Source organism: Mycobacterium sp. MUNTM1 (assembly GCF_054660795.1).
In genome coordinates, this window is the sequence record NZ_BAAGDE010000002.1 from 143,317 (window position 1) to 165,434 (window position 22,118).

At 67.1% G+C, this 22,118-nt stretch carries 24 protein-coding genes; 12 read left to right on the plus strand and 12 right to left on the minus strand.

Going from position 1 to position 22,118, the window contains the following annotated elements; translation table 11 throughout:
- Positions 1–31: 31 nt before the first annotated feature.
- The gene (gene kstD, locus ACYQ8K_RS02260; RefSeq protein ID WP_459966762.1) at positions 32–1,723 is read left to right on the plus strand and encodes a 3-oxosteroid 1-dehydrogenase; all 1,692 of its coding nucleotides are present in this window, start codon (positions 32–34) and stop codon (positions 1,721–1,723) included.
- Positions 1,724–1,728: 5 nt separating this feature from the next.
- Positions 1,729–2,589 (plus strand): MaoC family dehydratase, encoded by an 861-nt coding sequence (locus tag ACYQ8K_RS02265; protein WP_459966763.1) that lies wholly within the window; start codon positions 1,729–1,731, stop codon positions 2,587–2,589.
- A gap of 55 nt (positions 2,590–2,644) precedes the next feature.
- On the opposite strand, the gene ACYQ8K_RS02270 is transcribed toward ACYQ8K_RS02265, so the two are convergent.
- The 7 genes from ACYQ8K_RS02270 to ACYQ8K_RS02300 all read right to left on the minus strand — a co-directional run bounded on the left by ACYQ8K_RS02270 (position 2,645) and on the right by ACYQ8K_RS02300 (position 9,556).
- Complete coding sequence (locus ACYQ8K_RS02270) at positions 2,645–3,484, minus strand: hypothetical protein (protein WP_459966764.1); 840 nt, start codon at positions 3,482–3,484, stop codon at positions 2,645–2,647.
- A 127-nt stretch (positions 3,485–3,611) separates the two neighbouring features.
- A complete protein-coding gene (locus tag ACYQ8K_RS02275) occupies positions 3,612–4,781 on the minus strand; it encodes a lipid-transfer protein (RefSeq protein WP_459966765.1) in 1,170 nt (389 codons plus the stop codon).
- Complete coding sequence (locus tag ACYQ8K_RS02280; RefSeq protein WP_459966766.1) at positions 4,782–5,183, minus strand: MaoC family dehydratase; 402 nt, start codon at positions 5,181–5,183, stop codon at positions 4,782–4,784.
- On the minus strand, positions 5,180–6,142 hold the full coding sequence (locus tag ACYQ8K_RS02285) for a bifunctional MaoC family dehydratase N-terminal/OB-fold nucleic acid binding domain-containing protein (protein ID WP_459966768.1): 963 nt from the start codon (positions 6,140–6,142) through the stop codon (positions 5,180–5,182). The genes ACYQ8K_RS02280 and ACYQ8K_RS02285 overlap by 4 nt, the downstream gene beginning before the upstream one ends.
- Positions 6,139–7,302, minus strand: a complete 1,164-nt coding sequence (fadE29, locus tag ACYQ8K_RS02290; RefSeq protein WP_064882143.1) for an acyl-CoA dehydrogenase FadE29 — start codon at positions 7,300–7,302, stop codon at positions 6,139–6,141. The genes ACYQ8K_RS02285 and fadE29 overlap by 4 nt, the downstream gene beginning before the upstream one ends.
- The gene (locus ACYQ8K_RS02295) at positions 7,293–8,306 is read right to left on the minus strand and encodes an acyl-CoA dehydrogenase family protein (RefSeq protein WP_459966769.1); all 1,014 of its coding nucleotides are present in this window, start codon (positions 8,304–8,306) and stop codon (positions 7,293–7,295) included. The genes fadE29 and ACYQ8K_RS02295 overlap by 10 nt, the downstream gene beginning before the upstream one ends.
- On the minus strand, positions 8,306–9,556 hold the full coding sequence (locus ACYQ8K_RS02300) for a cytochrome P450 (protein ID WP_459966770.1): 1,251 nt from the start codon (positions 9,554–9,556) through the stop codon (positions 8,306–8,308). Before ACYQ8K_RS02300 ends, ACYQ8K_RS02295 begins: the two co-directional genes overlap by 1 nt.
- A gap of 121 nt (positions 9,557–9,677) precedes the next feature.
- Here ACYQ8K_RS02300 and ACYQ8K_RS02305 point away from each other — a divergent pair, with 121 nt between their 5' ends.
- Genes ACYQ8K_RS02305 through ACYQ8K_RS02320 form a run of 4 tightly spaced genes read left to right on the plus strand, consistent with a single transcriptional unit; the run spans position 9,678 to position 12,211 of the window.
- The gene (locus tag ACYQ8K_RS02305) at positions 9,678–10,841 is read left to right on the plus strand and encodes a steroid 3-ketoacyl-CoA thiolase (RefSeq protein WP_459966771.1); all 1,164 of its coding nucleotides are present in this window, start codon (positions 9,678–9,680) and stop codon (positions 10,839–10,841) included.
- Positions 10,842–10,860: 19 nt separating this feature from the next.
- Positions 10,861–11,250, plus strand: a complete 390-nt coding sequence (locus tag ACYQ8K_RS02310; protein WP_459966830.1) for a hypothetical protein — start codon at positions 10,861–10,863, stop codon at positions 11,248–11,250.
- An 18-nt stretch (positions 11,251–11,268) separates the two neighbouring features.
- A complete protein-coding gene (locus ACYQ8K_RS02315; RefSeq protein WP_459966773.1) occupies positions 11,269–11,721 on the plus strand; it encodes a nitroreductase family deazaflavin-dependent oxidoreductase in 453 nt (150 codons plus the stop codon).
- 37 nt (positions 11,722–11,758) lie between these two features.
- Complete coding sequence (locus ACYQ8K_RS02320; RefSeq protein ID WP_459966774.1) at positions 11,759–12,211, plus strand: nitroreductase family deazaflavin-dependent oxidoreductase; 453 nt, start codon at positions 11,759–11,761, stop codon at positions 12,209–12,211.
- Here the strand turns inward: ACYQ8K_RS02320 and ACYQ8K_RS02325 are convergent.
- Positions 12,208–13,113, minus strand: a complete 906-nt coding sequence (locus ACYQ8K_RS02325; protein ID WP_459966775.1) for an SDR family oxidoreductase — start codon at positions 13,111–13,113, stop codon at positions 12,208–12,210. The genes ACYQ8K_RS02320 and ACYQ8K_RS02325 overlap by 4 nt on opposite strands.
- 14 nt (positions 13,114–13,127) lie before the next feature.
- Positions 13,128–13,922 (minus strand): SDR family oxidoreductase, encoded by a 795-nt coding sequence (locus ACYQ8K_RS02330; protein WP_459966776.1) that lies wholly within the window; start codon positions 13,920–13,922, stop codon positions 13,128–13,130.
- A gap of 60 nt (positions 13,923–13,982) precedes the next feature.
- On the opposite strand from ACYQ8K_RS02330, the gene echA20 reads away from it, so the two are divergent.
- From echA20 to ACYQ8K_RS02360, 6 genes are all read left to right on the plus strand, one after another.
- Entirely contained in the window at positions 13,983–14,738 is a 756-nt protein-coding gene (gene echA20 / locus ACYQ8K_RS02335; RefSeq protein WP_459966777.1) for a (7aS)-7a-methyl-1,5-dioxo-2,3,5,6,7,7a-hexahydro-1H-indene-carboxyl-CoA hydrolase, read from the plus strand.
- A 50-nt stretch (positions 14,739–14,788) separates the two neighbouring features.
- Positions 14,789–15,673, plus strand: a complete 885-nt coding sequence (gene ipdA / locus ACYQ8K_RS02340) for a cholesterol ring-cleaving hydrolase subunit IpdA (protein ID WP_459966778.1) — start codon at positions 14,789–14,791, stop codon at positions 15,671–15,673.
- Between the two features lie 8 nt (positions 15,674–15,681).
- Positions 15,682–16,422 carry a cholesterol ring-cleaving hydrolase subunit IpdB gene (ipdB, locus tag ACYQ8K_RS02345; RefSeq protein ID WP_459966831.1) on the plus strand — a complete coding sequence of 247 codons (741 nt, stop codon included), beginning with the start codon at positions 15,682–15,684 and terminating at the stop codon, positions 16,420–16,422.
- 52 nt (positions 16,423–16,474) lie between these two features.
- Positions 16,475–17,548 carry a (3aS,4S,5R,7aS)-5-hydroxy-7a-methyl-1-oxo-octahydro-1H-indene-4-carboxyl-CoA dehydrogenase gene (gene ipdC / locus ACYQ8K_RS02350; protein WP_459966779.1) on the plus strand — a complete coding sequence of 358 codons (1,074 nt, stop codon included), beginning with the start codon at positions 16,475–16,477 and terminating at the stop codon, positions 17,546–17,548.
- 67 nt (positions 17,549–17,615) lie between these two features.
- A complete protein-coding gene (locus tag ACYQ8K_RS02355; RefSeq protein WP_459966780.1) occupies positions 17,616–18,263 on the plus strand; it encodes a SatD family protein in 648 nt (215 codons plus the stop codon).
- Positions 18,260–19,000, plus strand: a complete 741-nt coding sequence (locus ACYQ8K_RS02360; protein ID WP_459966782.1) for a hypothetical protein — start codon at positions 18,260–18,262, stop codon at positions 18,998–19,000. The genes ACYQ8K_RS02355 and ACYQ8K_RS02360 overlap by 4 nt, the downstream gene beginning before the upstream one ends.
- Before the next feature lie 19 nt (positions 19,001–19,019).
- On the opposite strand, the gene fadA6 is transcribed toward ACYQ8K_RS02360, so the two are convergent.
- The 3 genes from fadA6 to ACYQ8K_RS02375 all read right to left on the minus strand — a co-directional run bounded on the left by fadA6 (position 19,020) and on the right by ACYQ8K_RS02375 (position 22,100).
- Positions 19,020–20,180 (minus strand): steroid 3-ketoacyl-CoA thiolase FadA6, encoded by a 1,161-nt coding sequence (gene fadA6, locus ACYQ8K_RS02365; RefSeq protein WP_459966783.1) that lies wholly within the window; start codon positions 20,178–20,180, stop codon positions 19,020–19,022.
- Positions 20,181–20,233: 53 nt separating this feature from the next.
- The gene (gene kstR2 / locus ACYQ8K_RS02370; protein WP_459966784.1) at positions 20,234–20,854 is read right to left on the minus strand and encodes a TetR family transcriptional regulator KstR2; all 621 of its coding nucleotides are present in this window, start codon (positions 20,852–20,854) and stop codon (positions 20,234–20,236) included.
- A 73-nt stretch (positions 20,855–20,927) separates the two neighbouring features.
- Positions 20,928–22,100, minus strand: a complete 1,173-nt coding sequence (locus tag ACYQ8K_RS02375) for a hypothetical protein (protein WP_459966785.1) — start codon at positions 22,098–22,100, stop codon at positions 20,928–20,930.
- Positions 22,101–22,118 lie beyond the last annotated feature (18 nt).

Here is a 22,118-nt window from a genome sequence, read left to right on the forward strand (position 1 = left end):
CCGCCCGGGGCAATTCTATAACGTGTTCTACATGTCAGCGCAGGAGTACGACGTCGTCGTGGTCGGGAGCGGCGGGGCCGGCATGGTGGCCGCCCTTACCGCCGCTCACCGGGGTCTTTCCACCATAGTCATCGAGAAGGCCCCACACTTCGGCGGTTCGACCGCACGCTCAGGCGGCGGCGTTTGGATCCCAAATAACGAAGTCCTCAAGCGTGACGGGGTGCGCGATACCGCCGAGGCCGCCCGCACCTATCTGCACGGGATCGTCGGCGACGTCGTCGAGCCGGAACGCATCGACACCTACCTCGAGCGCGGCCCCGAGATGCTGTCGTTTGTGCTGAAGCACACCCCGCTGAAGATGTGCTGGGTGCCGAAGTACTCCGATTACTACCCCGAGTCGCCGGGCGGACGAGCGGAGGGCCGATCGATCGAGCCGAAGCCGTTCAACGCCCGCAAGCTCGGCGAGGATGAAGCCGGGCTCGAACCTGCTTATGGCAAGGTCCCGCTCAACGTCGTGGTGATGCAACAGGATTACGTGCGGCTGAACCAACTCAAGCGTCACCCGCGCGGTGTGCTGCGCAGCCTGAAGGTCGGGGCGCGCACGATGTGGGCCAAGGCCACCGGCAAGAACCTCGTCGGCATGGGCCGGGCCTTGATCGGGCCGCTGCGGATCGGGTTGCAGCGGGCCGGGGTTCCGGTGGTGCTCAACACCGCGCTCACCGACCTCTACGTCGAAGACGGTGTGGTGCGCGGTGTCTACGTGCGCGCCGCCGGCGATGCGGAATCGGGCGAGCCCCAGCTGATCCGGGCCCGGCGCGGCGTGATCCTGGCGTCGGGCGGGTTCGAGCACAACGAACAAATGCGGGTGAAATACCAGCGCGCACCGATCACCACCGAGTGGACCGTCGGTGCGGCAGCCAACACCGGCGACGGGATTCTGGCGGGCGAAAAGCTCGGCGCCGCACTGGACATCATGGAAGACGCCTGGTGGGGGCCGACCGTCCCGCTGGTGGGGGCGCCGTGGTTCGCGCTGTCCGAGCGCAATTCGCCGGGATCGATCATTGTCAACATGTCGGGCAAGCGATTCATGAACGAGTCGATGCCCTATGTCGAGGCTTGCCATCACATGTACGGCGGCGAATTCGGTCAGGGGCCGGGACCCGGCGAGAACATCCCCGCCTGGCTGGTGTTCGACCAGCAGTACCGGGACCGCTACATCTTCGCGGGATTGCAGCCCGGACAACGCATTCCGCGCAAGTGGCTGGAGTCCGGCGTCATCATCACCGCCGACACTCTGGCGGAGCTGGCGCAGAAGGCCGGCCTTCCGGTCGGCGAATTCACCGCAACCGTCGAGCGTTTCAACGGCTTCGCCCGCTCCGGCGTCGACGCGGACTTCCAGCGCGGCGAGAGCGCCTACGACAAGTACTACGGCGACCCGACCAACAAGCCGAATCCCAACCTCGGCGAGATCAGTCACGCGCCGTACTACGCGGCCAAGATGGTGCCCGGTGACCTTGGCACCAAGGGCGGCATCCGCACCGACATCCATGGCCGGGCGCTGCGCGACGACGGCAGTATCATCGAAGGCCTCTACGCCGCGGGCAACGTCAGTGCGCCGGTGATGGGCCACACGTACCCCGGTCCGGGTGGCACCATCGGACCGGCCATGACGTTCGGCTACTTGGCGGCGTTGCACATAGCCGGCGGAGCCGGGGAAAGGTAACCGCGATGCCGATCGACGTAGACGTCGCACTGAATGCCGAGCTGGATCCCATCGAATTCTCTTGGGCCAGCAGCGATGTGCAGCTCTACCACCTCGGGCTGGGTGCGGGCGCCGATCCGATGGACCCGCGCGAGCTGCGCTATCTGGTCGACGACACCCCGCAGGTGCTGCCGACGTTCGGCAACGTCGCCGCCACCTTCCATGTCACGAAGCCGCCGACCGTCAAGTTCCCCGGCATCGACATCGAGCTGGGCAAGGTACTGCACGCCAGCGAGCGCGTCGAGGCGCCCGCCCCGCTGCCGCCGTCCGGCTCGGCCAAGGCGGTCACCCGGTTCACGGACATCTGGGACAAGGGCAAGGCCGCGGTGATCTGGAGCGAGACGACGGTGACCGCGCCGGACGGCACGCTGCTGTGGACGCAGCGCCGGTCAATCTTCGCCCGCGGCGAAGGCGGATTCGGCGGCGAGCGCGGGCCTTCGACGTCGGACGGCGCGCCCGACCGTGCGCCCGATCTCGAGGTTGACGTGCCGATCCTGCCGCAGCAGGCGCTGCTCTACCGGTTGTGCGGCGACCGCAACCCGCTGCACTCCGATCCCGAATTCGCTGCCGCCGCAGGCTTTTCGCAGCCCATCCTGCATGGGCTGTGCACCTACGGCATGACCTGCAAGGCGATCACCGATGCACTGCTCGACGGCGATACCGGAGCGGTGGCGGCCTACGGCGCGCGTTTCGCCGGGGTGGCCTTCCCCGGCGAAACGCTCAAGGTCGGCATCTGGAAGGACAATGGCCGCTTCCTGGCCAGCGTTGTAGCGCCCGCGCGCGACAACGCCGTCGTGCGGTCGGGCGGCGAAATGGTGCCGGCGTAGTTTTGTGCCGAACGTGACACTGGAGTCACATTCGACCCTCACCGTGACTGCGGTGTCACACTCGACGGGCGCGAGCCGCTTGCACCCGCCGAATGATCTCGGCGGGCCGGTCCCCCGCGACAACCCTCACCACGATCCAACCCCTTCGTTGTAGTCGCTCGAGTCGCCTGATATCCCAGGCATATTGAGATCGATCGCTGCGGTGCTGGTCGCCATCGTATTCAACCGCGACTTTGACGTCCTCCCACCCCATGTCGAGATAAGCGAAGGCGCTGCCGAATTCGTCGAGCACTGGAATCTGGGTCTGGGGCCGAGGCAAACCCGCTTGGATCAAGGTGAGACGCAACCATGTCTCCTTCGGAGATTGTGCACCTCCGTCGACGAGGCCGAGAGAGACGCGTGCACGCTCAAGTCCGCGCCGTCCGCGGTATCGGGCCGCCAGCAATTCGGCGTCGGCAACCTTGAGATCAGTCACACGAAGCAGGGCATCAATCGCGGCGACCGCCGTCGTCGGCGGGTACCAACAGGCGAGGTCGAGCGCAGTGCGCGCAGGACTGGTCACCTCGACGCCGCCGAGGAGCTCAACCTCGTCACTCTCAAGTCGGTCACCCCAGACCTGCAGTCCTGCCGGTGCATGCCGGTTGTCGTGAATGATGTCGACGGGCCGCGCTGCGTCGACCCACTCGCTTCCATGAAGGCTTGCGGCCGAATGGCCCGCGATGACGGCACGACGCCCCGACCATAGCCATGCTGCCCGGGCGCGCACATCGTGAGTCAGCTCAGTGCCTTGGCTGACGTACACATCCCGGAAGACGCGTGTGTACCTGCGGCGCAACTGACTATGCGAAGCCACTCCCGCCGCTACGGCTTCACTGCCGATGAACGGTTCTCCCATGGTGGGAGTGTGCCATCCCGCACTGACACCGCCTCGAGTGTGACACTGCAGTCGCAGTCGAGCCCGAACGTGACTGCAGTGTCACACTCGGCGGCCGCGAAGTCGTGCTAGGCCAGAGCCACGGGCCCTAGCCCAGGATAAGGCCGGAGGTGGGCACACCGGTTCCGGCGGTGACGAGCACATGCTCGACGTCGGGCACCGGGTTGACCGAAGTGCCCCGCAATTGCCGCACACCCTCGGCGATGCCGTTCATGCCGTGGATGTAGGCCTCGCCGAGCTGGCCACCGTGGGTGTTGATGGGCAGTCGCCCGCCGATCTCAATGGCGCCGTCGGCGATGAACTCCTTGGCCTCGCCCTTGCCGCAGAATCCCAACTCTTCCAACTGAATCAGGGTGAAGGGCGTGAAGTGGTCGTACAGGATCGCGGTCTGGATGTCGGTCGGTTTCAACCCCGACTGTCCCCACAGCTGCTGGCCCACCACCCCCATCTCGGGCAGGCCGAGCTCGGGCCGGTAGTAGCTGACCATCGTGTACTGGTCGGGGCTGGAACCCTGCGCCGCCGCCTCGATGATCGCCGGCCGCTGCTTGAGATCCTTCGCGCGCTCCGGCGACGTCACCACGATCGCGACCGCACCGTCGGTCTCCTGGCAGCAATCCAGCAACCGCAGCGGCTCGGCGATCCACCGCGAATTCTGGTGGTCCTCAATGGTTATCGGCTTCTCGTAGAAGTAGGCCTTCGGGTTCTTCGCCGCATGCTTGCGGTCGGCCACCGAAATCGCACCGAAGTCCCGGCTGGTCGCACCGGACAGATGCATGTAGCGCTGGGCGATCATGGCGACCTGCGCGGCCGGCGTGGACAGCCCGTGCGGGTAGGAGAAGGAGTTGTCCGCGGCCGTCGAATCAGCCTGCACCCCTGCGTTTCCCACCAGCCGGGTCTGCACCTGACCGAACCGCATGCCCGAACGCTCGTTGAACGCCCGGTACGCGACGACGACGTCCGCCACCCCGGTCGCCACGGCGATCGCCGCCTGCTGGACGGTGGCGCACGCGGCGCCGCCGCCGTATCCGATCTGCGAGAAGAACTTCAGGTCACCGATGCCGACCGCACGCGCGACGGCCGTCTCGTTGTTGGTGTCCATCGTGAACGTGGTCAGTCCGTCGACATCGGACGGGCTCAACCCCGCGTCGTCCAGCGCATCCAGGACCGCCTCGGCCGCCAGCCGCAGCTCGCTGCGGCCGGAGTCCTTGGAAAAGTCGGTGGCGCCGATGCCAACGATCGCGGCCTTACCCGACAACATCTACGAACCCCCGATCGTCAGCGTCACGTTCGCGATGACGTGATCACCAAGGCTGTTGCGGCCGAATACCTTCAGCGTGATCAGGCCGTCGTCGATGGCCGTCACCTCACCGGAGAAGGTGACGGTGTCGTAGGCGTACCACGGCACGCCGAGCCGCAGCCCGATGGATTTGATCCGCGCCGTGGGGCCCGCCCAGTCGGTGACATAGCGCTGCACCAGGCCGGTGTCGGTGAGGATGTTGACGAAGATGTCCTTGGAACCCTTGGCCTGCGCCAGGTCCCGGTCATGGTGGACGTCCTGAAAGTCCCTGGTGGCTATGGCCGTTGAGATGATGAACGTCGGCGTACCGTGCAGCTTGAGTTCGGGCAGGACGGTGCCCACTTCAACAGCGGGTGCGCTCATGCTTCGTCTCCCACGGGCTCCCAGGCGTAGAGGCTCCACTCCGGGCCGGACTCACCGGCCGGGAAGTCGATATAGGTTGCGCGGACCGGCATTCCGATCTTGATCTCGGCGGCCTCGACGTTGCGTAGCTCGCCGAGCATTCGAACGCCCTCTTCCAGTTCGATCAGTGCGATCACGAACGGCAGCGTGCGACCGGGCACCTTGGGCGCATGGTGCACCACGAAGCTGAACACCGTGCCGCGACCGCTGGCCACCGCGTAGTCGATGGGCTCGGCCTTGTCCTGCCACACCGCCGGCACCGGCGGGTGCTGCAGCGTGCCGTCGGCGAGGCGCTGGATGCGCAGTTCGTGAGCTTTGACGCCCTCCCAGAAGAAGGCGGTGTCGCGCGACACGGCGGGACGCATCATGGCGTCGGCGTCCAGGTCCTGCGGGACGGAGCCGGTGGCGCCGGAATCCTCGCGCGGCCGGAACTTCAGGATGCGCCAGGCCATTTCGGCAACGTCCTCGTCACCGACCCGCCAGGTGATGTGCTGGTTGATGAACCAGCCCTCGCCGAGCCCGGTCTGCTTGGGGCCGACCACGTCGCGCATCTCGGAGTGGACGGTGACCTGCTCGCCCGGACGCAGATACCGGTGATAAGTCTGCTCGCAGTTGGTCGCGACCACACCGATGTAGCCGGCCTCGTCGAACAGCTGCATGATCGGGCCCATGGGGTCGTCGGTCGGGCGTTCGCCCCCCAGCCCGAACATGGTCCACACCTGAATCATGGCCGGCGGCGCGACGATTCCGGGATGACCGGCAGCCCTGGCGGCGGCCTCGTCGACGTAGATCGGGTTGGCATCGCCGAGCGCCTCGACCCAGTTGTTGATCGTCGGCTGGTTCACCGGATCCCGAGCGTCGCGCGGGGCAGCGACGACGGTGGCGGTGATTTCCGCGACCGCTTCTTTGATATCGGTCATCGAGGCACCCTCGGCACTTTGAGGCCGGACGCGGCGATCATCTCGCGCATCACTTCGTTGACGCCCCCGCCGAAGGTGATGACCAGGTTGCGCTTGGTCTGCGAATCCAGCCAGTTGAGCAGGTCGGCGGTGTCCGAATCGGCGGGGTTGCCGTACTTGCCGACGATTTCTTCGGCGAGCCTGCCGATGTACTGGATACGCTCGGTGCCAAAGACTTTCGTCGACGCGGCGTCGGCCACGTTGATATCCTCGCCCGCGGCGGCCACCTGCCAGTTGAGCAACTCGTTGATCCGCCACATCGCGTGGATCTCACCGAGCGCCCGCTTGACGTCCTGGTGGTCGATCGGCGTGACGCCGTCGCTGCCCGGCTTGGACGCCCAGGCGTGCACCCGGTCGTAGATGCCGGCGGTGCGGCCCGCGGGGCCCAGCATGACGCGCTCGTTGTTGAGCTGGGTGGTGATCAGCCGCCATCCGCCGTTCTCCTCGCCGACCAACATGTCCGCGGGCACCCGTACGTCGTTGTAGTAGGTGGCGTTGGTGTGGTGCGCGCCGTCGGACAAGATGATCGGCGTCCAGGAGTAGCCGGGATCCTTGGTGTCGACGATAAGGATCGAAATGCCCTTGTGCTTCACGGCTTCCGGATCGGTGCGGCAGGCCAGCCAGATGTAGTCCGCGTCGTGGGCGCCGGTGGTGAAAATTTTCTGCCCGTTGACGATGTACTCGTCGCCCTGGCGCACGGCAGTGGTCCGCAGGGAGGCCAGGTCGGTGCCCGCCTCGGGCTCGGTGTAGCCGATCGCGAAGTGCACCTCACCCGCCAGGATGGCCGGCAGGAACTTCTTTTTCTGCTCATCGCTGCCGAACTGCTGCAGTACCGGGCCGACCGTCTGCAACGTCACCGCGGGCAGCGGCACGTCGGCCCGGTGCGCCTCGTTGACGAAGATCGACTGCTCGATCGGGCCGAAACCCAAGCCGCCGAACTCCTTTGGCCATCCGACCCCGAGCTTGCCGTCGCGGCCCATCCGCCGGATCACCGCGCGGTAGGCCTCGTTGTGACGGTCCTGCTCCATCGCCTTCATCTCGTCGGACGAGATCAGGTTCGAAAAGTATTCCCGCAGTTCCGCTTGCAGCTGGCGCTGCTCCGGAGTCAGGTCTATGAACATTGCGCTCCCACCAGATCGAGACGATGAGAAGGACCGCCCAGCAGCCGCGACAGGTCCTTGATCGTGGAGTAGTACCGGTGCATCGGATAGGTGATGTCCATTCCCATCCCGCCGTGCAGGTGATGGCAGATCTGCATGACCGGCGGCGCCTGCGAGGTGATCCAGTAGCCGAGGACATCGAGGTCGTCGTCGGCGTCCCGGCCCTCCGACAACCGCCAAGCAACCGACTTCGCCACCAAATCGATGGTCCGCGAGGCGATGTAGACCTCAGCGAGCTGGGCGGCCACGGTCTGGAACGTCGACAGCGGCTTGCCGAACTGCTTGCGGTTGGCCACGTAGTCGGCGGTCAGGCGCAGCGCCCCGGCCACCAACCCGTCGGCGTAGGCGCCGACGGCGGCCAGCACCAACTGGTTGACCCGGGAAGCCGTCGCGCCCGCCAGAACGTCGGAGTCGTCGACCGCGACGTCGGCGAACGTGACCGTGTACTCCTCGGAGTCATTCGAGGTCGGGGTTCGAACCGCCTCGACCCCGTTGGCCGTTGCCGACACCACGACCACCGCGCTGTCGGCGGTGACGAGGATCCAATCCGCTTGTCCGGCATAGCCGACGCCGACCTTGGTGCCCGACAACCGCCCGTTGGCGACCGTGGTCGAGGGCCGGTCCGGCAGTGCGGTGCCCGGCTCGTTGAGGGCGGCGGTCAGGATCGCGCCCTTGGCGACGCCGGCCAAATACCGGTCCTGCTGGTCGTCGGAGGCCAGATCGAGCAGCGGCAGCACGCCCAAGCCCAGGGTGGCCAGCGCCGGCGTGATGGCGCCGTGTCTGCCGATCTCCGTCAGGACGGTGGCCACCTCGGGCAGACCCACGCCGTCACCGCCGAGACGTTCGGGCACCGCAAGCGCCGTCACACCCCCGCTGACCAAAGCGTCCCAGCTCAATTCGCGCTCGGACACCGACGTCACCACATCGGCGACGGCCTGTTGCGTCGCGGTGAGATCGAAGTCCATCAGGACGTCACCGCGGGCTGGCCGGCGTAGTCGACCTGCCAGTGCTTGATGCCGTTGAGCCAGCCCGACCGCAGCCGCTCGGGCTCGCCGATCGGCTTGAGATCCGGCATGTGATCGGCCACCGCGTTGAAGATCAGGTTGATCGTCATGCGGGCCAGGTTCGCACCGATGCAGTAGTGGGCTCCGGTGCCGCCGAAGCCGACGTGCGGGTTCGGGTCGCGCAGGATGTTGAAGGTGTGCGGGTCTTCGAAGACCTCTTCGTCGAAGTTGGCCGACCGGTACGACATCACCACCCGCTGGCCCTTCTTGATCTGCACGCCGCTCAGCTCGGTGTCCTCGTTGGCGGTGCGCTGGAAGGCCGAAACCGGTGTGGCCCAACGGATGATCTCGTCGGCCGTGGTCACCGGGCGCTCCTTCTTGAAGAGCTCCCATTGATCGGGGTTGTTGGCAAAAGCGATCATGCCGTGGGTGATCGAGTTCCGCGTGGTCTCGTTGCCGGCCACGGCCAGCATCACGACGAAGAAGCCGAACTCGTCGTCGGAGAGTTTCTCGCCGTCGATGTCGGCCTGGATGAGCGTGGTGACGATGTCGTCGGTGGGGTTCTGGTTGCGCTCCGCCGCCATCGCCATCGCGTACGTGATCAGTTCCACCGACGACTGTGCGGGGTCGACGTGGGCGTACTCGGGGTCGGTGCCACCGGTCATCTCGTTGGACCAGCGGAAGAGCTTGTCGCGATCCTCCTGCGGAACGCCCAGCAGACCCGCGATGGCCTGCAGGGGCAGCTCGCACGACACCTGTTCGACGAAGTCACCGCTGCCCTCCTTCGCGGCGGTCTCGGCGATGTTCTGGGCGCGCTGGGCCAGCTCGGCCTCCAGCCGTCCGATGGCCCGCGGCGTGAACCCGCGGGAGATGATCTTGCGTAGCCGGGTGTGGTGCGGCGCGTCCATGTTGAGCATGACGCTGCGCTGCAGCTCGACCTGCTCCCGCTTCATCTCCGGCGGCCAGGTGGGGATGGCGCCATTCATCCAGCTGGAGAAGATGTCGCTGCGCTTCGACACCTCCTTGACGTCGGCGTGCTTGGTGACGATCCAATAGCCGTGGTCCTCGAATCCGCCCGCGCCATTCGGGATGTCGACCCAGTGGATCGGCTCGGCCTTACGCAGCTGGGCAAGTTCCTCGACGGGCAACCCGGCGAGGTTGACGTCGGGGTCGAGAAAGTCGAAGTCGGCGGGAATGTTGGGGGGTGCCATGCGTATGCGCTCCTCAATTGCAACGTGTTCTAGTGCCAGTAAAACACGCCTCCTGCGCAGATAAAAGGCAGGTCACCATCCTCGCTTGTCAGAGTAATGAAACGTGTTCTAGCCTGACGGAATGGGTAACCCTGTCATCGTTGAAGCCACTCGTAGCCCCATCGGTAAGCGGAACGGATGGCTTTCCGGCTTGCACGCCACCGAGCTGTTGGGTGCGGTCCAGAAGGCGCTGGTCGAGAAGGCCGGCATCGACGCCGGCGACGTCGAACAGGTCATCGGCGGCTGCGTCACACAGTACGGCGAGCAGTCCAACAACATCAGCCGGGTCAGCTGGCTGGTGGCCGGGCTGCCGGAGCACGTCGGCGCCATGACCGTGGACTGCCAGTGCGGCAGCGGCCAGCAGGCCAACGGCCTGGTCGCCGGCCTCATCGCGGCGGGCGCGATCGACATCGGCATCGCGTGCGGCATCGAGGCCATGAGCCGCGTCGGGCTGGGCGCGAACGCCGGCCCGGACCGCAGCATCCTGCGCCCCGCATCATGGGACATCGACCTGCCCGACCAGTTCACCGCGGCGGAGCGAATCGCCAAGCGGCGCGGCATCACCCGCGAGGAGATCGACGAGTTCGGCCTGGCGTCCCAGACCAAGGCCAAGCAGGCGTGGGAGGAGGGCCGCTTCGACCGCGAGATCTCCCCGATCGAGGCCCCGGCTCTCGACGAGAACAAGCAACCGACGTCCGAGCGCGTCACCATCAGCCGCGATCAGGGCCTGCGCGACACCACGCTGTCGGGCCTGAGTTCGCTCAAGCCGGTGCTCGAGGGCGGAATCCACACGGCGGGAACGTCGTCGCAGATCTCCGACGGCGCGGCTGCCGTGCTGTGGATGGACGAGGACAAGGCCAAGGCGCTGGGCCTGCGGCCGCGGGCGCGCATCGTCAGCCAGGCGCTGGTCGGCGCCGAGCCCTATTACCACCTGGACGGCCCGGTGCAGTCGACGGCGAGGGTGCTGGAGAAGGCCGGGATGAAGATGGGCGACATCGACATCACCGAAATCAACGAGGCATTCGCTTCCGTGGTGCTGTCGTGGGCGCGGGTGCACGACCCGGATATGGCCAAGGTCAACGTCAACGGCGGGGCCATCGCGCTGGGCCACCCGGTCGGCAGCACCGGCAGCCGGCTGATCACCACCGCACTGCACGAGCTGGAACGCACCGACCAGACCACCGCGCTGATCACCATGTGTGCGGGCGGCGCGCTGTCGACCGGCACCATCATCGAGCGCATCTAGCGCTCGATCGTTCTCATTCCTGGTGAGCGTCTCCGACGACAGCCGCATCGCCGCGGCGCAGGCCTACATCGACGCGTTGGTCGACCATAACGGTGACGCCGTTCCGTTCGCCGCCCATTGCACCCGCATCGAGCAGGGAATCAAGAACGGTTTCTCCGGAAACCACCTGCGGCGCAGCCTCAATCGCGGGCTGCAGTACCGGTTGCTCGCGGACACGACGCCGCCGGACTACCGCATCGACGGTGACCGGGTGCACGCGTCGTACCAGGTGCGCACCAAGGCCGCGTTCGGCGGCCGGCGGCTCGCCGCGCACGTCAACGAGACCTTTGTGATTCCGGCCGAAAGCGCAAGCGGGAAGGCCGAAATCCACCACATCAAGGTCCGCTTCCAACCCTTCATCCAGCGTTAAGGACGTCAAGGAGCTCCCATGCCGAAACCGAAGCCACGTGCACTCAACGCTCCCTGGGTCGGCTTCATCATCAAGTGGATGGCCAAGAGCAACGCGTGGATCTACCAACGCAGCAACGGAAAGCTCGGCAACACCTTCCAGAAGGCTCCGGTCGCGCTGCTCACCACCACCGGCCGCAAGAGCGGCGAACCGCGGGTCAGCCCGCTGCTCTACCTGCGCGAGGGCAACCGGGTGATCCTGGTCGCCTCGAAGGGTGGCAGCGACAAGCACCCGCAGTGGTACCTCAACCTCAAGGCCAATCCAGGAGTCTCCGTGCAGATCAAGGACGAGGTCCTGCAGTTGCAGGCCCGCGATGCCACCGAGGCGGAGCGCGCCGAGTACTGGCCGAAGCTGGATGCCATGTATCCCTCGTTCGACGACTACCGGGCCTGGACCGATCGGGTCATCCCGATCATCATCTGCGACCCCTAGTTTTCATTTCACCCCAGCGGGGAATCATCTGGGCACCATGTCCGACCGCCGCTGGATCCGCAACTCACGCCCGATTGCGCTGCTGCTCAAGTATTTCGCGCGCGCCCATATCTGGGTGTACCGGCGAACCAACGGCAGGGTCGGTGCCAGGCTGCTGCGGTTCCCGGCGGCCCTGCTGACCACCACCGGACGCAAGTCCGACGAGCCGCGGACCACCGCGACGCTCTACCTGCGCGACGGAGAGCGGGTGATCCTGCCCGCGTCTTTTGGTGGGCGCGACGAGGATCCGCTGTGGTACCTCAACGTCAAAGAGAATCCCGACGTGCAGGTGCAGATCCGCGCCCAGCATCTGGACCTGGTCGCCCGTGACGCCACCGACACTGAGCGCGAACGGTATTGGCCACGACTGACGCGGATGTACCCGCCCTACCGCAAATACCGCGAGGCCGCCGACCGGGTCATCCCGCTGGTGGTGTGCGAGCCCCGCTAGGCGCCGTAGACCGGGACCGGCCGGCGCGCCTTGGCGAGCAGGTCGGCGACGACCCGACCCAGCTCCGCGGGATCCCACCTCGCGCCCTTGTCGATCTCCGGCCCGTGCGCCCAGCCCTCGGCGACCCGGATCTTGCCGCCCTCGACCTCGAACACCTTGCCGGTGACGTCGCGCGATTCGGCGCTGCCCAGCCAAACCACCAGCGGCGAAATGTTTTCCGGCGCCATGGCGTCGAAGTCCTGGTCCTGTGTGGCCATCATCTCGGCGAACACCGTCTCGGTCATGCGGGTGCGGGCCGAGGGCGCGATGGCGTTGACGGTGACGCCGTAGCGCCCCATCTCGGCGGCGGCGACCAACGTCAGCGCCGCGATACCCGCCTTGGCCGCGCTGTAGTTGCCCTGCCCGACGCTGCCCTGCAGGCCCGCGCCCGAACTGGTGTTGATGATCCGCGCGTCAACCGCCTTGCCCTCCTTGGACAGCCCCCGCCAGTACGACGCGGCGTGGCGCATCGTGGCGAAGTGTCCCTTCAGGTGCACGGCGATGACGGCGTCGAACTCCTCTTCGCTGGTGTTGGCCATCATCCGGTCGCGCACGATGCCGGCGTTGTTCACCAAAACGTCTAGGCCGCCGTAGGTTTCGACGGTGGTCTGGATCAGGGCCGCCGCCTGGTCCCAGTCCGCGATGTTGGATCCGTCGGCGATGGCCTCACCGCCGGCTGCCACGATTTCGTCGACGACGCCCTGCGCGGCGCTGCCGCCGCCGGCCGGCGAACCGTCCAGGCCCACCCCGATGTCGTTGACCACCACACGCGCGCCTTCTTCGGCGAAGGCCAGCGCATGCGCGCGACCGATACCGCCGCCCGCTCCGGTGACGATGACGACGCGGCCGTCAACCACTCCCATAGTCCTTGTCTCCTCTACTTGATCGCGCTCGCGTTCGTGGTGGCCAGATAGTGCGGCGGCTCGCCGCCGCCGTGCACCTCCAACGAGGCCCCGCTGATGTAGGACGCAACGTCGGAGGCCAGAAATGCCGCGGCCCAACCGATATCGGCGGGCTCAGCCAGCCTGCCGAGTGGCACATTCTTTGAGATCGCGGCGATGGAGTCGGCATCGCCGTAGAACAGTTCGGACTGCTCGGTCTCCACCATGCCGACCACGCAGGCGTTCACCCGGACCTTCGGCCCCCACTCGACCGCCAGCGTCTGCGTCAGGCTTTCCAGGCCGGCCTTGGCCGCACCGTAGGCGCCCGTTCCGGGGGACGGCCGGCGGCCGCTGAGGCTGCAGATGTTGATGATCGCCCCGCCCTGCTGCTGGTTTTGCATGTGAGCATTCGCATGCTGTGAAACCGACAGCGCACCAATCAGATTGAGTTCGATGATCTTGCGGTTGAACTTGGCGCTGGACTCCGCGGTCAGTACGTAGGGCGATCCCCCCGCGTTGTTGACGACGACGTCGAGCCTGCCGTGCCGGTCCACAACGGTGTCGATCAAGACCTTGACGGCGTCGTCGTCGCGGACGTCGCATGAGTGGAATTCGTAGGGCGATCCGTCGACCGCCCGGCGCGCGCAGGTGACGACGGTGGCGCCCTGCTTGGCGAAAACGGAGCTGATGCCGGCACCCACCCCGCGGACACCGCCGGTGACGAGAACCACCCGCCCGGCCAGCCCCAAGTTGATGGCTTCAAGAGAGGGGCATGCTTCGGCGCGAGTCACTGTGCTAGCGTACCAAGCAAGTGCTTGCTTAGGTAGTTACCCCCACAAGGAAGTGGCACCTTGCCCATCACATCCACCACCACCGAACCGGGCATCGTCGCGGTCACCGTCGACTTCCCGCCCGTCAACGCCATCCCGTCGCGCGGCTGGTTCGAGCTCGCCGACGCCATCACCGCGGCCGGCCGGGATCTCAACACCCACGTGGTGATCCTGCGCGCCGAGGGCCGCGGCTTCAACGCCGGGGTCGACATCAAGGAGATGCAGCGCACCGAGGGATTCACCGCGCTGATCGACGCCAACCGCGGCTGCTTCGCGGCATTCCGCGCGGTCTACGAGTGCGCGGTTCCCGTCGTCGCCGCGGTCAACGGATTCTGCGTCGGCGGCGGCATCGGCCTGGTCGGCAACTCTGACGTCATCGTGGCCTCCGACGACGCCACCTTCGGGCTGCCGGAGGTGGAACGCGGCGCGCTGGGCGCGGCGACGCACCTGTCGCGACTGGTTCCCCAGCACATGATGCGGCGGCTGTTCTTCACCGCGGCCACCGTCGACGCCGCCACCTTGCACCACTTCGGTTCGGTGCACGAGGTGGTGCCGCGCGATCAGCTCGACGAGGCCGCCCTGCGGGTCGCGCGCGACATCGCCGCCAAGGACACCCGCGTGATCCGAGCGGCCAAGGAAGCGCTGAACCTGATCGACGTGCAACGAGTCAACTCGAGTTACCGCATGGAGCAAGGCTTTACGTTCGAGCTCAACCTCGCCGGGGTTTCCGACGAGCACCGCGACGCGTTCGCCGGTACCGAGAAGGGCAAGAAATAGGAGCCGCCGGTGACGATGCAGGGCGAAGCGATGAGGAGGAGCGGCGCATAGTGTCCGACAAGAGAACCACCCTCGACGAGGCCGTCGCGCAATTGCGCAGCGGCATGACCATCGGCATCGGCGGCTGGGGGTCGCGGCGCAAGCCGATGGCGTTCGTGCGGGCGCTGCTGCGCACGAACATCACCGACCTGACGGTGGTGACCTACGGCGGGCCGGACCTGGGCCTGCTGTGCTCGGCCGGCAAGGTCAAGCGGGTCTACTACGGCTTCGTCTCGCTGGACTCCCCGCCCTTCTACGACCCCTGGTTCGCCAAAGCCCGTGCCAACGGCGCGATCGAGGCCCGGGAGATGGACGAGGGCATGCTGCGCTGCGGGCTGCAGGCCGCGGCGCAGCGCCTGCCGTTCCTGCCGATCCGCGCCGGACTGGGCAGCTCGGTGCCGGACTTCTGGGAGGGCGAGCTGCAGACGGTGACCAGCCCCTATCCGGCACCCGGCGGTGGGCACGAGACTCTGATCGCGATGCCCGCGCTGCGCCTGGATGCCGCGTTCGCGCACCTCAATCTCGGTGACGCGCAAGGCAATGCGGCCTACACAGGAATCGACCCGTACTTCGACGACCTGTTCCTGATGGCCGCCGAGAAGCGCTTCCTGTCGGTGGAGCGCGTCGTGTCCACCCAGGAATTGGTCAAGGCGGTCCCCCCGCAGGCCCTGCTGGTGAACCGCATGATGGTCGACGGTGTGGTCGAGGCGCCGGGTGGGGCCCACTTCACCACCGCCGCACCGGATTACGGACGCGACGAGAAGTTTCAGCGGCACTACGCCGAGGCGGCCTCGACGGACGAGGGCTGGCAGCAGTTCGTGCAGACCTTCCTGTCGGGCAGCGAAGAGGACTATCAGGCGGCCGTGCGCGCGTTCAAGGAGGAGGCCTCGTCATGAGCGGCGTTGTGATCACTCGACCCGAGATCTGCGCGGTCGCCTGCGCCGAATTGTTCCGGGATGCCGGTGAAATCATGGTCAGCCCGATGACCAACATGGCCTCGGTCGGCGCGCGACTGGCCCGGTTGACCTTTGCACCGGACATCCTGCTGACCGACGGCGAGGCGCAGCTGCTGGCCGAAACCCCGGCCCTGGGCGCGCCCGCTCCCGTCGAGGGCTGGATGCCGTTCGGCCGGGTCTTCGAAACCCTCGCGTGGGGCCGGCGACACGTGGTGATGGGCGCCAATCAGGTTGACCGCTTTGGCAATCAGAACATTTCGGCGTTCGGCCCGCTGCAGCAGCCCAAGCGGCAGATGTTCGGTGTCCGGGGTGCACCCGGCAACGCCATCAACCACGCCACCAGCTATTGGGTAGGCAATCACTCCAAGCGGGTGTTCTGCGAGAAGGTCGACGTCGTCTGCGGAATCGGTTGGGACAACGTCGAGCCCGACAACCCGGCGTTCCGCTTCGCGAACACGTATCGGGTGGTGTCCAACCTAGGCGTGTTCGACTTCGGCGGACCGGACCGCACCATGCGGGCGGTGTCCCTGCATCCCGGAGTCGCGGCCGACGAGGTCGCCGAGAACACCTCGTTCGAGGTGCACGGCCTCGACAGCGCCGCGGAGACCAGGCTGCCGACCGACGACGAGCTGCGCCTGATCCGCGAGGTCATCGACCCGAAGGCGCTGCGCGACAGGGAGATCCGTTGATGATTATTCCGCCTCCTCCTCATCGCTTCGCTCTGCATCGTCGGCGGTTGGTATGAGGCTGCGCACGCCGCTGACCGAGCTGGTCGGTGTCGAGCACCCCGTGGTCCAGACCGGGATGGGCTGGGTGGCCGGCGCCCGGCTGGTGTCCGCCACGGCCAACGCCGGCGGGCTGGGCATCCTGGCCTCGGCCACCATGACGCTGGACGAATTGGCCACGGCCATCGCGAAGGTCAAGGCCGCCACCGACAAGCCGTTCGGCGTGAACATCCGCGCCGACGCCGCCGACGCCGGCGACCGCGTCGACCTGATGATCCGCGAAGGCGTCAAGGTGGCATCCTTCGCCCTGGCGCCCAAGCAGGAACTCATCGCCCGGCTGAAAGATGCGGGCGCCGTGGTGATTCCGTCGATCGGGGCGGCCAAGCACGCCCGCAAGGTGGCGAGCTGGGGCGCCGACGCGATGATCGTGCAGGGCGGCGAGGGCGGTGGCCACACCGGGCCGGTCGCCACCACCCTGCTGCTGCCCTCGGTGCTGGACGCCGTGCAGGGCAGCGGGATCCCGGTGATCGCGGCCGGGGGGTTCTTCGACGGGCGCGGCCTTGCGGCCGCGTTGAGCTACGGCGCCGCCGGCGTCGCGATGGGCACCCGCTTCCTGCTGACCTCGGATTCGACCGTGCCCGATGCGGTGAAACGCCGTTACCTGGAATCGGCGCTGGACGGCACGGTCGTCACGACGCGCGTTGACGGCATGCCGCACCGGGTGCTGCGCACCGGCCTGGTCGAGAAGCTGGAGAACGGCACGCCGATCAGGGGCCTGACCGCCGCGGTGCGCAACGCCGCCAAGTTCAAGCACATGTCGCAGATGACCTGGCGGTCGATGATCAGCGACGGCCTGGCGATGCGCCACGGCAAGGAGCTGACCTGGTCGCAGGTGGTGATGGCGGCCAACACCCCGATGCTGTTGAAAGCCGGCCTGGTTGACGGGAACACCGATGCCGGCGTGCTGGCTTCCGGACAAGTGGCCGGCATTCTCGAGGACCTGCCGTCCTGCGCCGAGCTGATCGAATCGATCGTGCGCGACGCGATCAAACACCTGCAAGCGGCATCCGGGCTGGTGGAAGGGCCGTAATCGGCCCAGGCCCTCTGTGATTGAAGCTTATAGCTAAAGTTGTTGCTTATTAAGCTATAGTCTTCATATGGTTCGGATGAAGCGATATTCTTCACCACGAGCGGCCCTGATCGGCGACGTCGTCGGCTCCCGGCGCGCCGCCGACCGCTCGAAACTGCACCGGGCCCTGGCGAGCGCCCTGCGGCAGGTGGCGGCCGGCGCCATCGACCCACCGGCGTTCACCGTCGGCGACGAGTTTCAGGGCAGCTACCCGACCGTGGGTGCCGCGATCGACGCCGCCCTGTCGCTGCGGCTGGCCGTCGGCCCCGAAATCGACGTCCGGTTCGGCATCGGCTGGGGCGGGGTCGCCGTCCTGGATGCCGACGCGGGAATCCAGGACGGTCCGGGTTGGTGGACCGCGCGAGAGGCCATCCAGCAGACCGCGGCGGCCCAGCGGCAGCCGGGCTTCACGCTGGTGCGCACGACCTTCCGGGCCGACGGTGACACACGCGACGACGTCGCGGCGGTCAACGCGGCCCTGATTTGTCGGGACCATCTGCTTGGATCGCTCGATGAGAGGTCGTTGCGAATTGTGACGGGGTTGATGACAGGCCGGACCAAAAAGGAGCTCGCCGCCGACGAGGGGATCAGCCCGTCGGCGGTGTCCCAGCGCGCCAGTCGCGACGGCTTGGACCTGATTATCCTTGCCAGCCAATATCTTCGGAGCCTGCCGTGAGCGCCGTCGCGGTATTTCTCATCGCGCTGGGCGTCGCCGACCTCTGCCGCCGGGCGACCCGCGGGGTCTGGCCGCCGCTGTTGATCGGGCCGGCGGTGGTGCTCGCAAGTGCGGCGCTGGGAGCTCTGTGGCGTGCCGGCGACATCGCATTGCTGGTGCTGGCGGCCGCAGCGGTCGTCGCCTGGGAATGGCTGTGCGCGCGAAGCGAGCGCAGCGGCACGGCGCAGGGCGCACCGTTGGCGGTCTTCGGCTGCGCGATGGCGCTGCTGGCGGTGTTGTCCGGCTGGTCCTCCCCGGCCCACGGCGCCGTCGCGCGGTGGTCGGCCTGGGTTCACCTGCCGCTCGCCCATGTCACGCCCACTCGGCTGCTGATGCTAGTCGGCGTCGTCCTGGTCCAGTTCGCCACTGCAAATCAGTTGGTGCGCTTGGTGCTTGGCTCGGTGGGCGCGGTGCGCCCGCCCGGCGAGCCGCAGCCGTCGGACCGGCTCAAGGGCGGCAGACTGCTGGGACCGATGGAGCGCCTGCTGATCCTGAGCCTGGGCGTCGGCGGACAGGTGGCCGCGGCCAGCGCCGTCGTCGCCGCCAAGGGCATCATCCGGTTTCCCGAACTGAACGCTCAGACAAACCGCAACGGCGGCGTCGGCATCGACGAGGTGACCGAATACTTCCTGGTCGGCAGCTTCACGAGTTGGCTGCTCGCCCTGGGCGGCATCGGCCTGGTCGTGGCAACCCGCTAGCTGTACCCGGCAGAACCAGCTACAAGCGCTCGATGATGGTGACGTTCGCCGTGCCGCCGCCCTCACACATCGTCTGTAGGCCGTACCGCCCGCCGATGCGCTCCAGCTCGTTGAGCATGGTGGTGAACAGCTTGGCACCGGTGGCGCCCAGCGGGTGGCCGAGCGCGATCGCGCCGCCGTTGGGGTTGACCTTGTCCGGGTCGGCCTTGATCTCCTTGAGCCAGGCCAACACCACGGGCGCGAACGCCTCGTTGATCTCCACGGTGTCGATGTCGTCGATGGACAGCCCGGCCTTGTCCAGCGCGTAGCGGGTCGCCGGGATGGGTCCGGTCAGCATGAAGACCGGGTCGGCGGCGCGGGCGCTGATGTGGTGGATGCGCGCCCGCGGGGTCAAATTGTGTTCCTTGACCGCCTTTTCGGACGCCAGCAGCACGGCGCTGGCACCGTCGGAGATCTGGCTGGCCATGGCCGCCGTCAGCCGGCCCCCTTCGACCAGCGGCTTGAGGCCGGCCATCTTCTCCAGCGACGACTCACGCGGGCCTTCGTCGACCCGGAACGGGCCGGATTCCGTTTCGACGGTGATGATTTCGTTGTCGAAGTGGCCGCCGCGGATGGCCGCGAACGCGCGCTCGTGACTGGTCAGCGCGTAGCGCTCCATCTCTTCGCGGGACAGGTTCCACTTTTCGGCGATCAGCTCCGAACCGCGGAACTGCGAGATCTCCTGGTCGCCGTAGCGGTGCAGCCACTGCTTGGACTCGTTGGTGGGCGAGGTGAATCCGAACTGCTCGCCCACCGTCATGGCCGACGAGATCGGGATCTGGCTCATGTTCTGCACGCCACCGGCGACGATCAGGTCGGCCGTGCCGGACAGAACCGCCTGTGCGCCAAAGGAAATGGCCTGCTGGCTGGAACCACACTGCCGGTCGACGGTGACGCCGGGAACCTCTTCGGGATAGCCGGCGGCCAGCCACGAAAGCCGAGCGATGTTGCCGGCCTGCGCGCCGATGGCATCGACACAGCCGGCGATCACGTCGTCAACGGCGGCGGGATCGACGTCGACCCGGTCGAGCAGTCCGCGCCAGCCCAGGGCGCCCAGATCGACCGGGTGAACCCCGGCCAGCGATCCGCCGCGCTTGCCGACCGCGGTACGCACAGCGTCGATGACGTACGCCTCAGTCATTGTGTCGCTCCTCCTCATCGCTTCGGTCTGCATCGTCGCCGACACGTGGCATTTCAGACTCCTTCTTCGATCTTCTTTGATTCCGCAGTGATTCCGCCGAGAACGATGGCGAGGTATTGCCGGCCGACCTGTTCCGCGGTGAGCGGCCCGCCCGGCTGATACCAGCGCACCGACACCCACGTGGTGTCCCGGATGAAGCGGTAGATCAGGTCGACGTCGAGGTCGGGCCGGAAGCAGCCCTGCTCCACGCCCTGATTGAGCAACTCGAGCCACATCTTGCGTTGCTGCCGGTTCATGTCCTCGATGTAGGCGAACCGGGGCTGGGACAGCAGCCGCTGGGCCTCGTCCTGATAGATGACGACCTGCGCGTGCCGGTGCTCGATGGCCTCGAACGACACCATGAACAATCCCTTGAGCCGCTCCAGCGGATTGGCCTCGCCGTCCACGATCTCGCGGTAGCGCGCGAACAACCAATCGAGGAAACTGCGCAGCAGCTCGTCGACCATCTCCTCCTTGGAGGAGAAGTGGTGGTACAGGCTACCGGAGAGGATGCCGGCGCTGTCGGCGATGTCGCGCACGGTGGTGGCACGCAATCCACGCTCGGCGAACATGGTCGCGGCAAGCTCCAGTAGCTCATCTCGCCGGCTGTTGGCCTGACCGGGCACTCGGTCCACCCGATCAGAGTATCAACCAAGCGCTTGCTTGGCTACCAGGCACGGTGTCGCGTTCAGAGCCCCGTCGCAAGCGTCAGCGCAGCGAGACCACCGGCGGGTTCTGCGACTCGTCGGCGTTGCCGGACACGAACGCGTTCACCACGCTCGTCTTGGTGCCGCCCGATCGGGTCTGGGCGGTCAGCGGGAAGTTGACCGAACCGGAGAAGGTCGCCTCGAGACGGAACGGGTCGAACAGATTGATCTTGAGGCCGCTGATGTCGGGCCGGCCCCACGCCGCGGTCCCGTCCACCAGGTCGTAGTCGAAGGCGTGCTGGGGGCAGTCGGCCGGCCGCAACTGAGTGGAGTTCGCGCAATTCGCCAGCGCCGCCGAGATCGCGGAGCTGGTCGCCGCCACCCCCTGGTCGCTCAGTTTGAACTCCAGGTCGTTGAAGTACGCGCCCGCCGTCGTCAGATTGTCAAGCAGGAAGGGCTTTTTCGGGTTGACGGCCAGATTCGGGTTGCTGCTGGCGACGTCCAGCCAACCGGGAAACACGTAGACCGGCGCGGTGCCGACGGGCTTGCCGAAGAACGTCGCGGTCTTGACGGCGGCCTGCTCGATGCCCGCGTTGAGTGTGTCCACCTTGATCGCGGCGTGGTCGAGCTTCCAGTCGTTGCCGGCCTTCTTGATCGACATGGTCACGTCCGAGGTGTTGTCGCCGAACTTCGCCGACACGTGCACCTGCCCGAAACCGAAGCCGCGCGCCGAATTGTCGTCGAGGATCTTGATGTCGGTGATCGGCCACCGCGCGATCTGCCGCTTGAGGATGTCGTCGGTCAGGAATTCCTTGGACGCCGGCTGGTCGGTGCTGTACGTCAGCGCGGCCTGGGCGTCCCCGCGGGCGAGCGCCTCCAGGTAGCCCCTGGCGGCATCGCCCGCACTGCCCGATCCGCCGCCGCTGCTGACGGCGATCACGGCGATGACGATCACGACGACCACGGCGGCGGCCACGCTCAGCCCGATGATCAACGGCTTGCGATTGCGCTGGCCGGGCCCGCCGTGCGGGCCGTTGAAGTGGGCGACGGTGACCGGTGGCGGCGACGACCACGGCCCGTACGCGGGCTGCTCGAAAGGCGTCGCCTGCCCGCCCTGCCCCCACTGTTCCGGCCAGCCCGCGCCCGATTGCCAGGGGGCGCCCGGGGGCTGGCCGGGTGTGCTTGCGGGAGTCGGGTTCTCACCCCACGGCCGGGGACCCGGTCCTTCGCTCACAGCGCCCTCCCGCCTGCA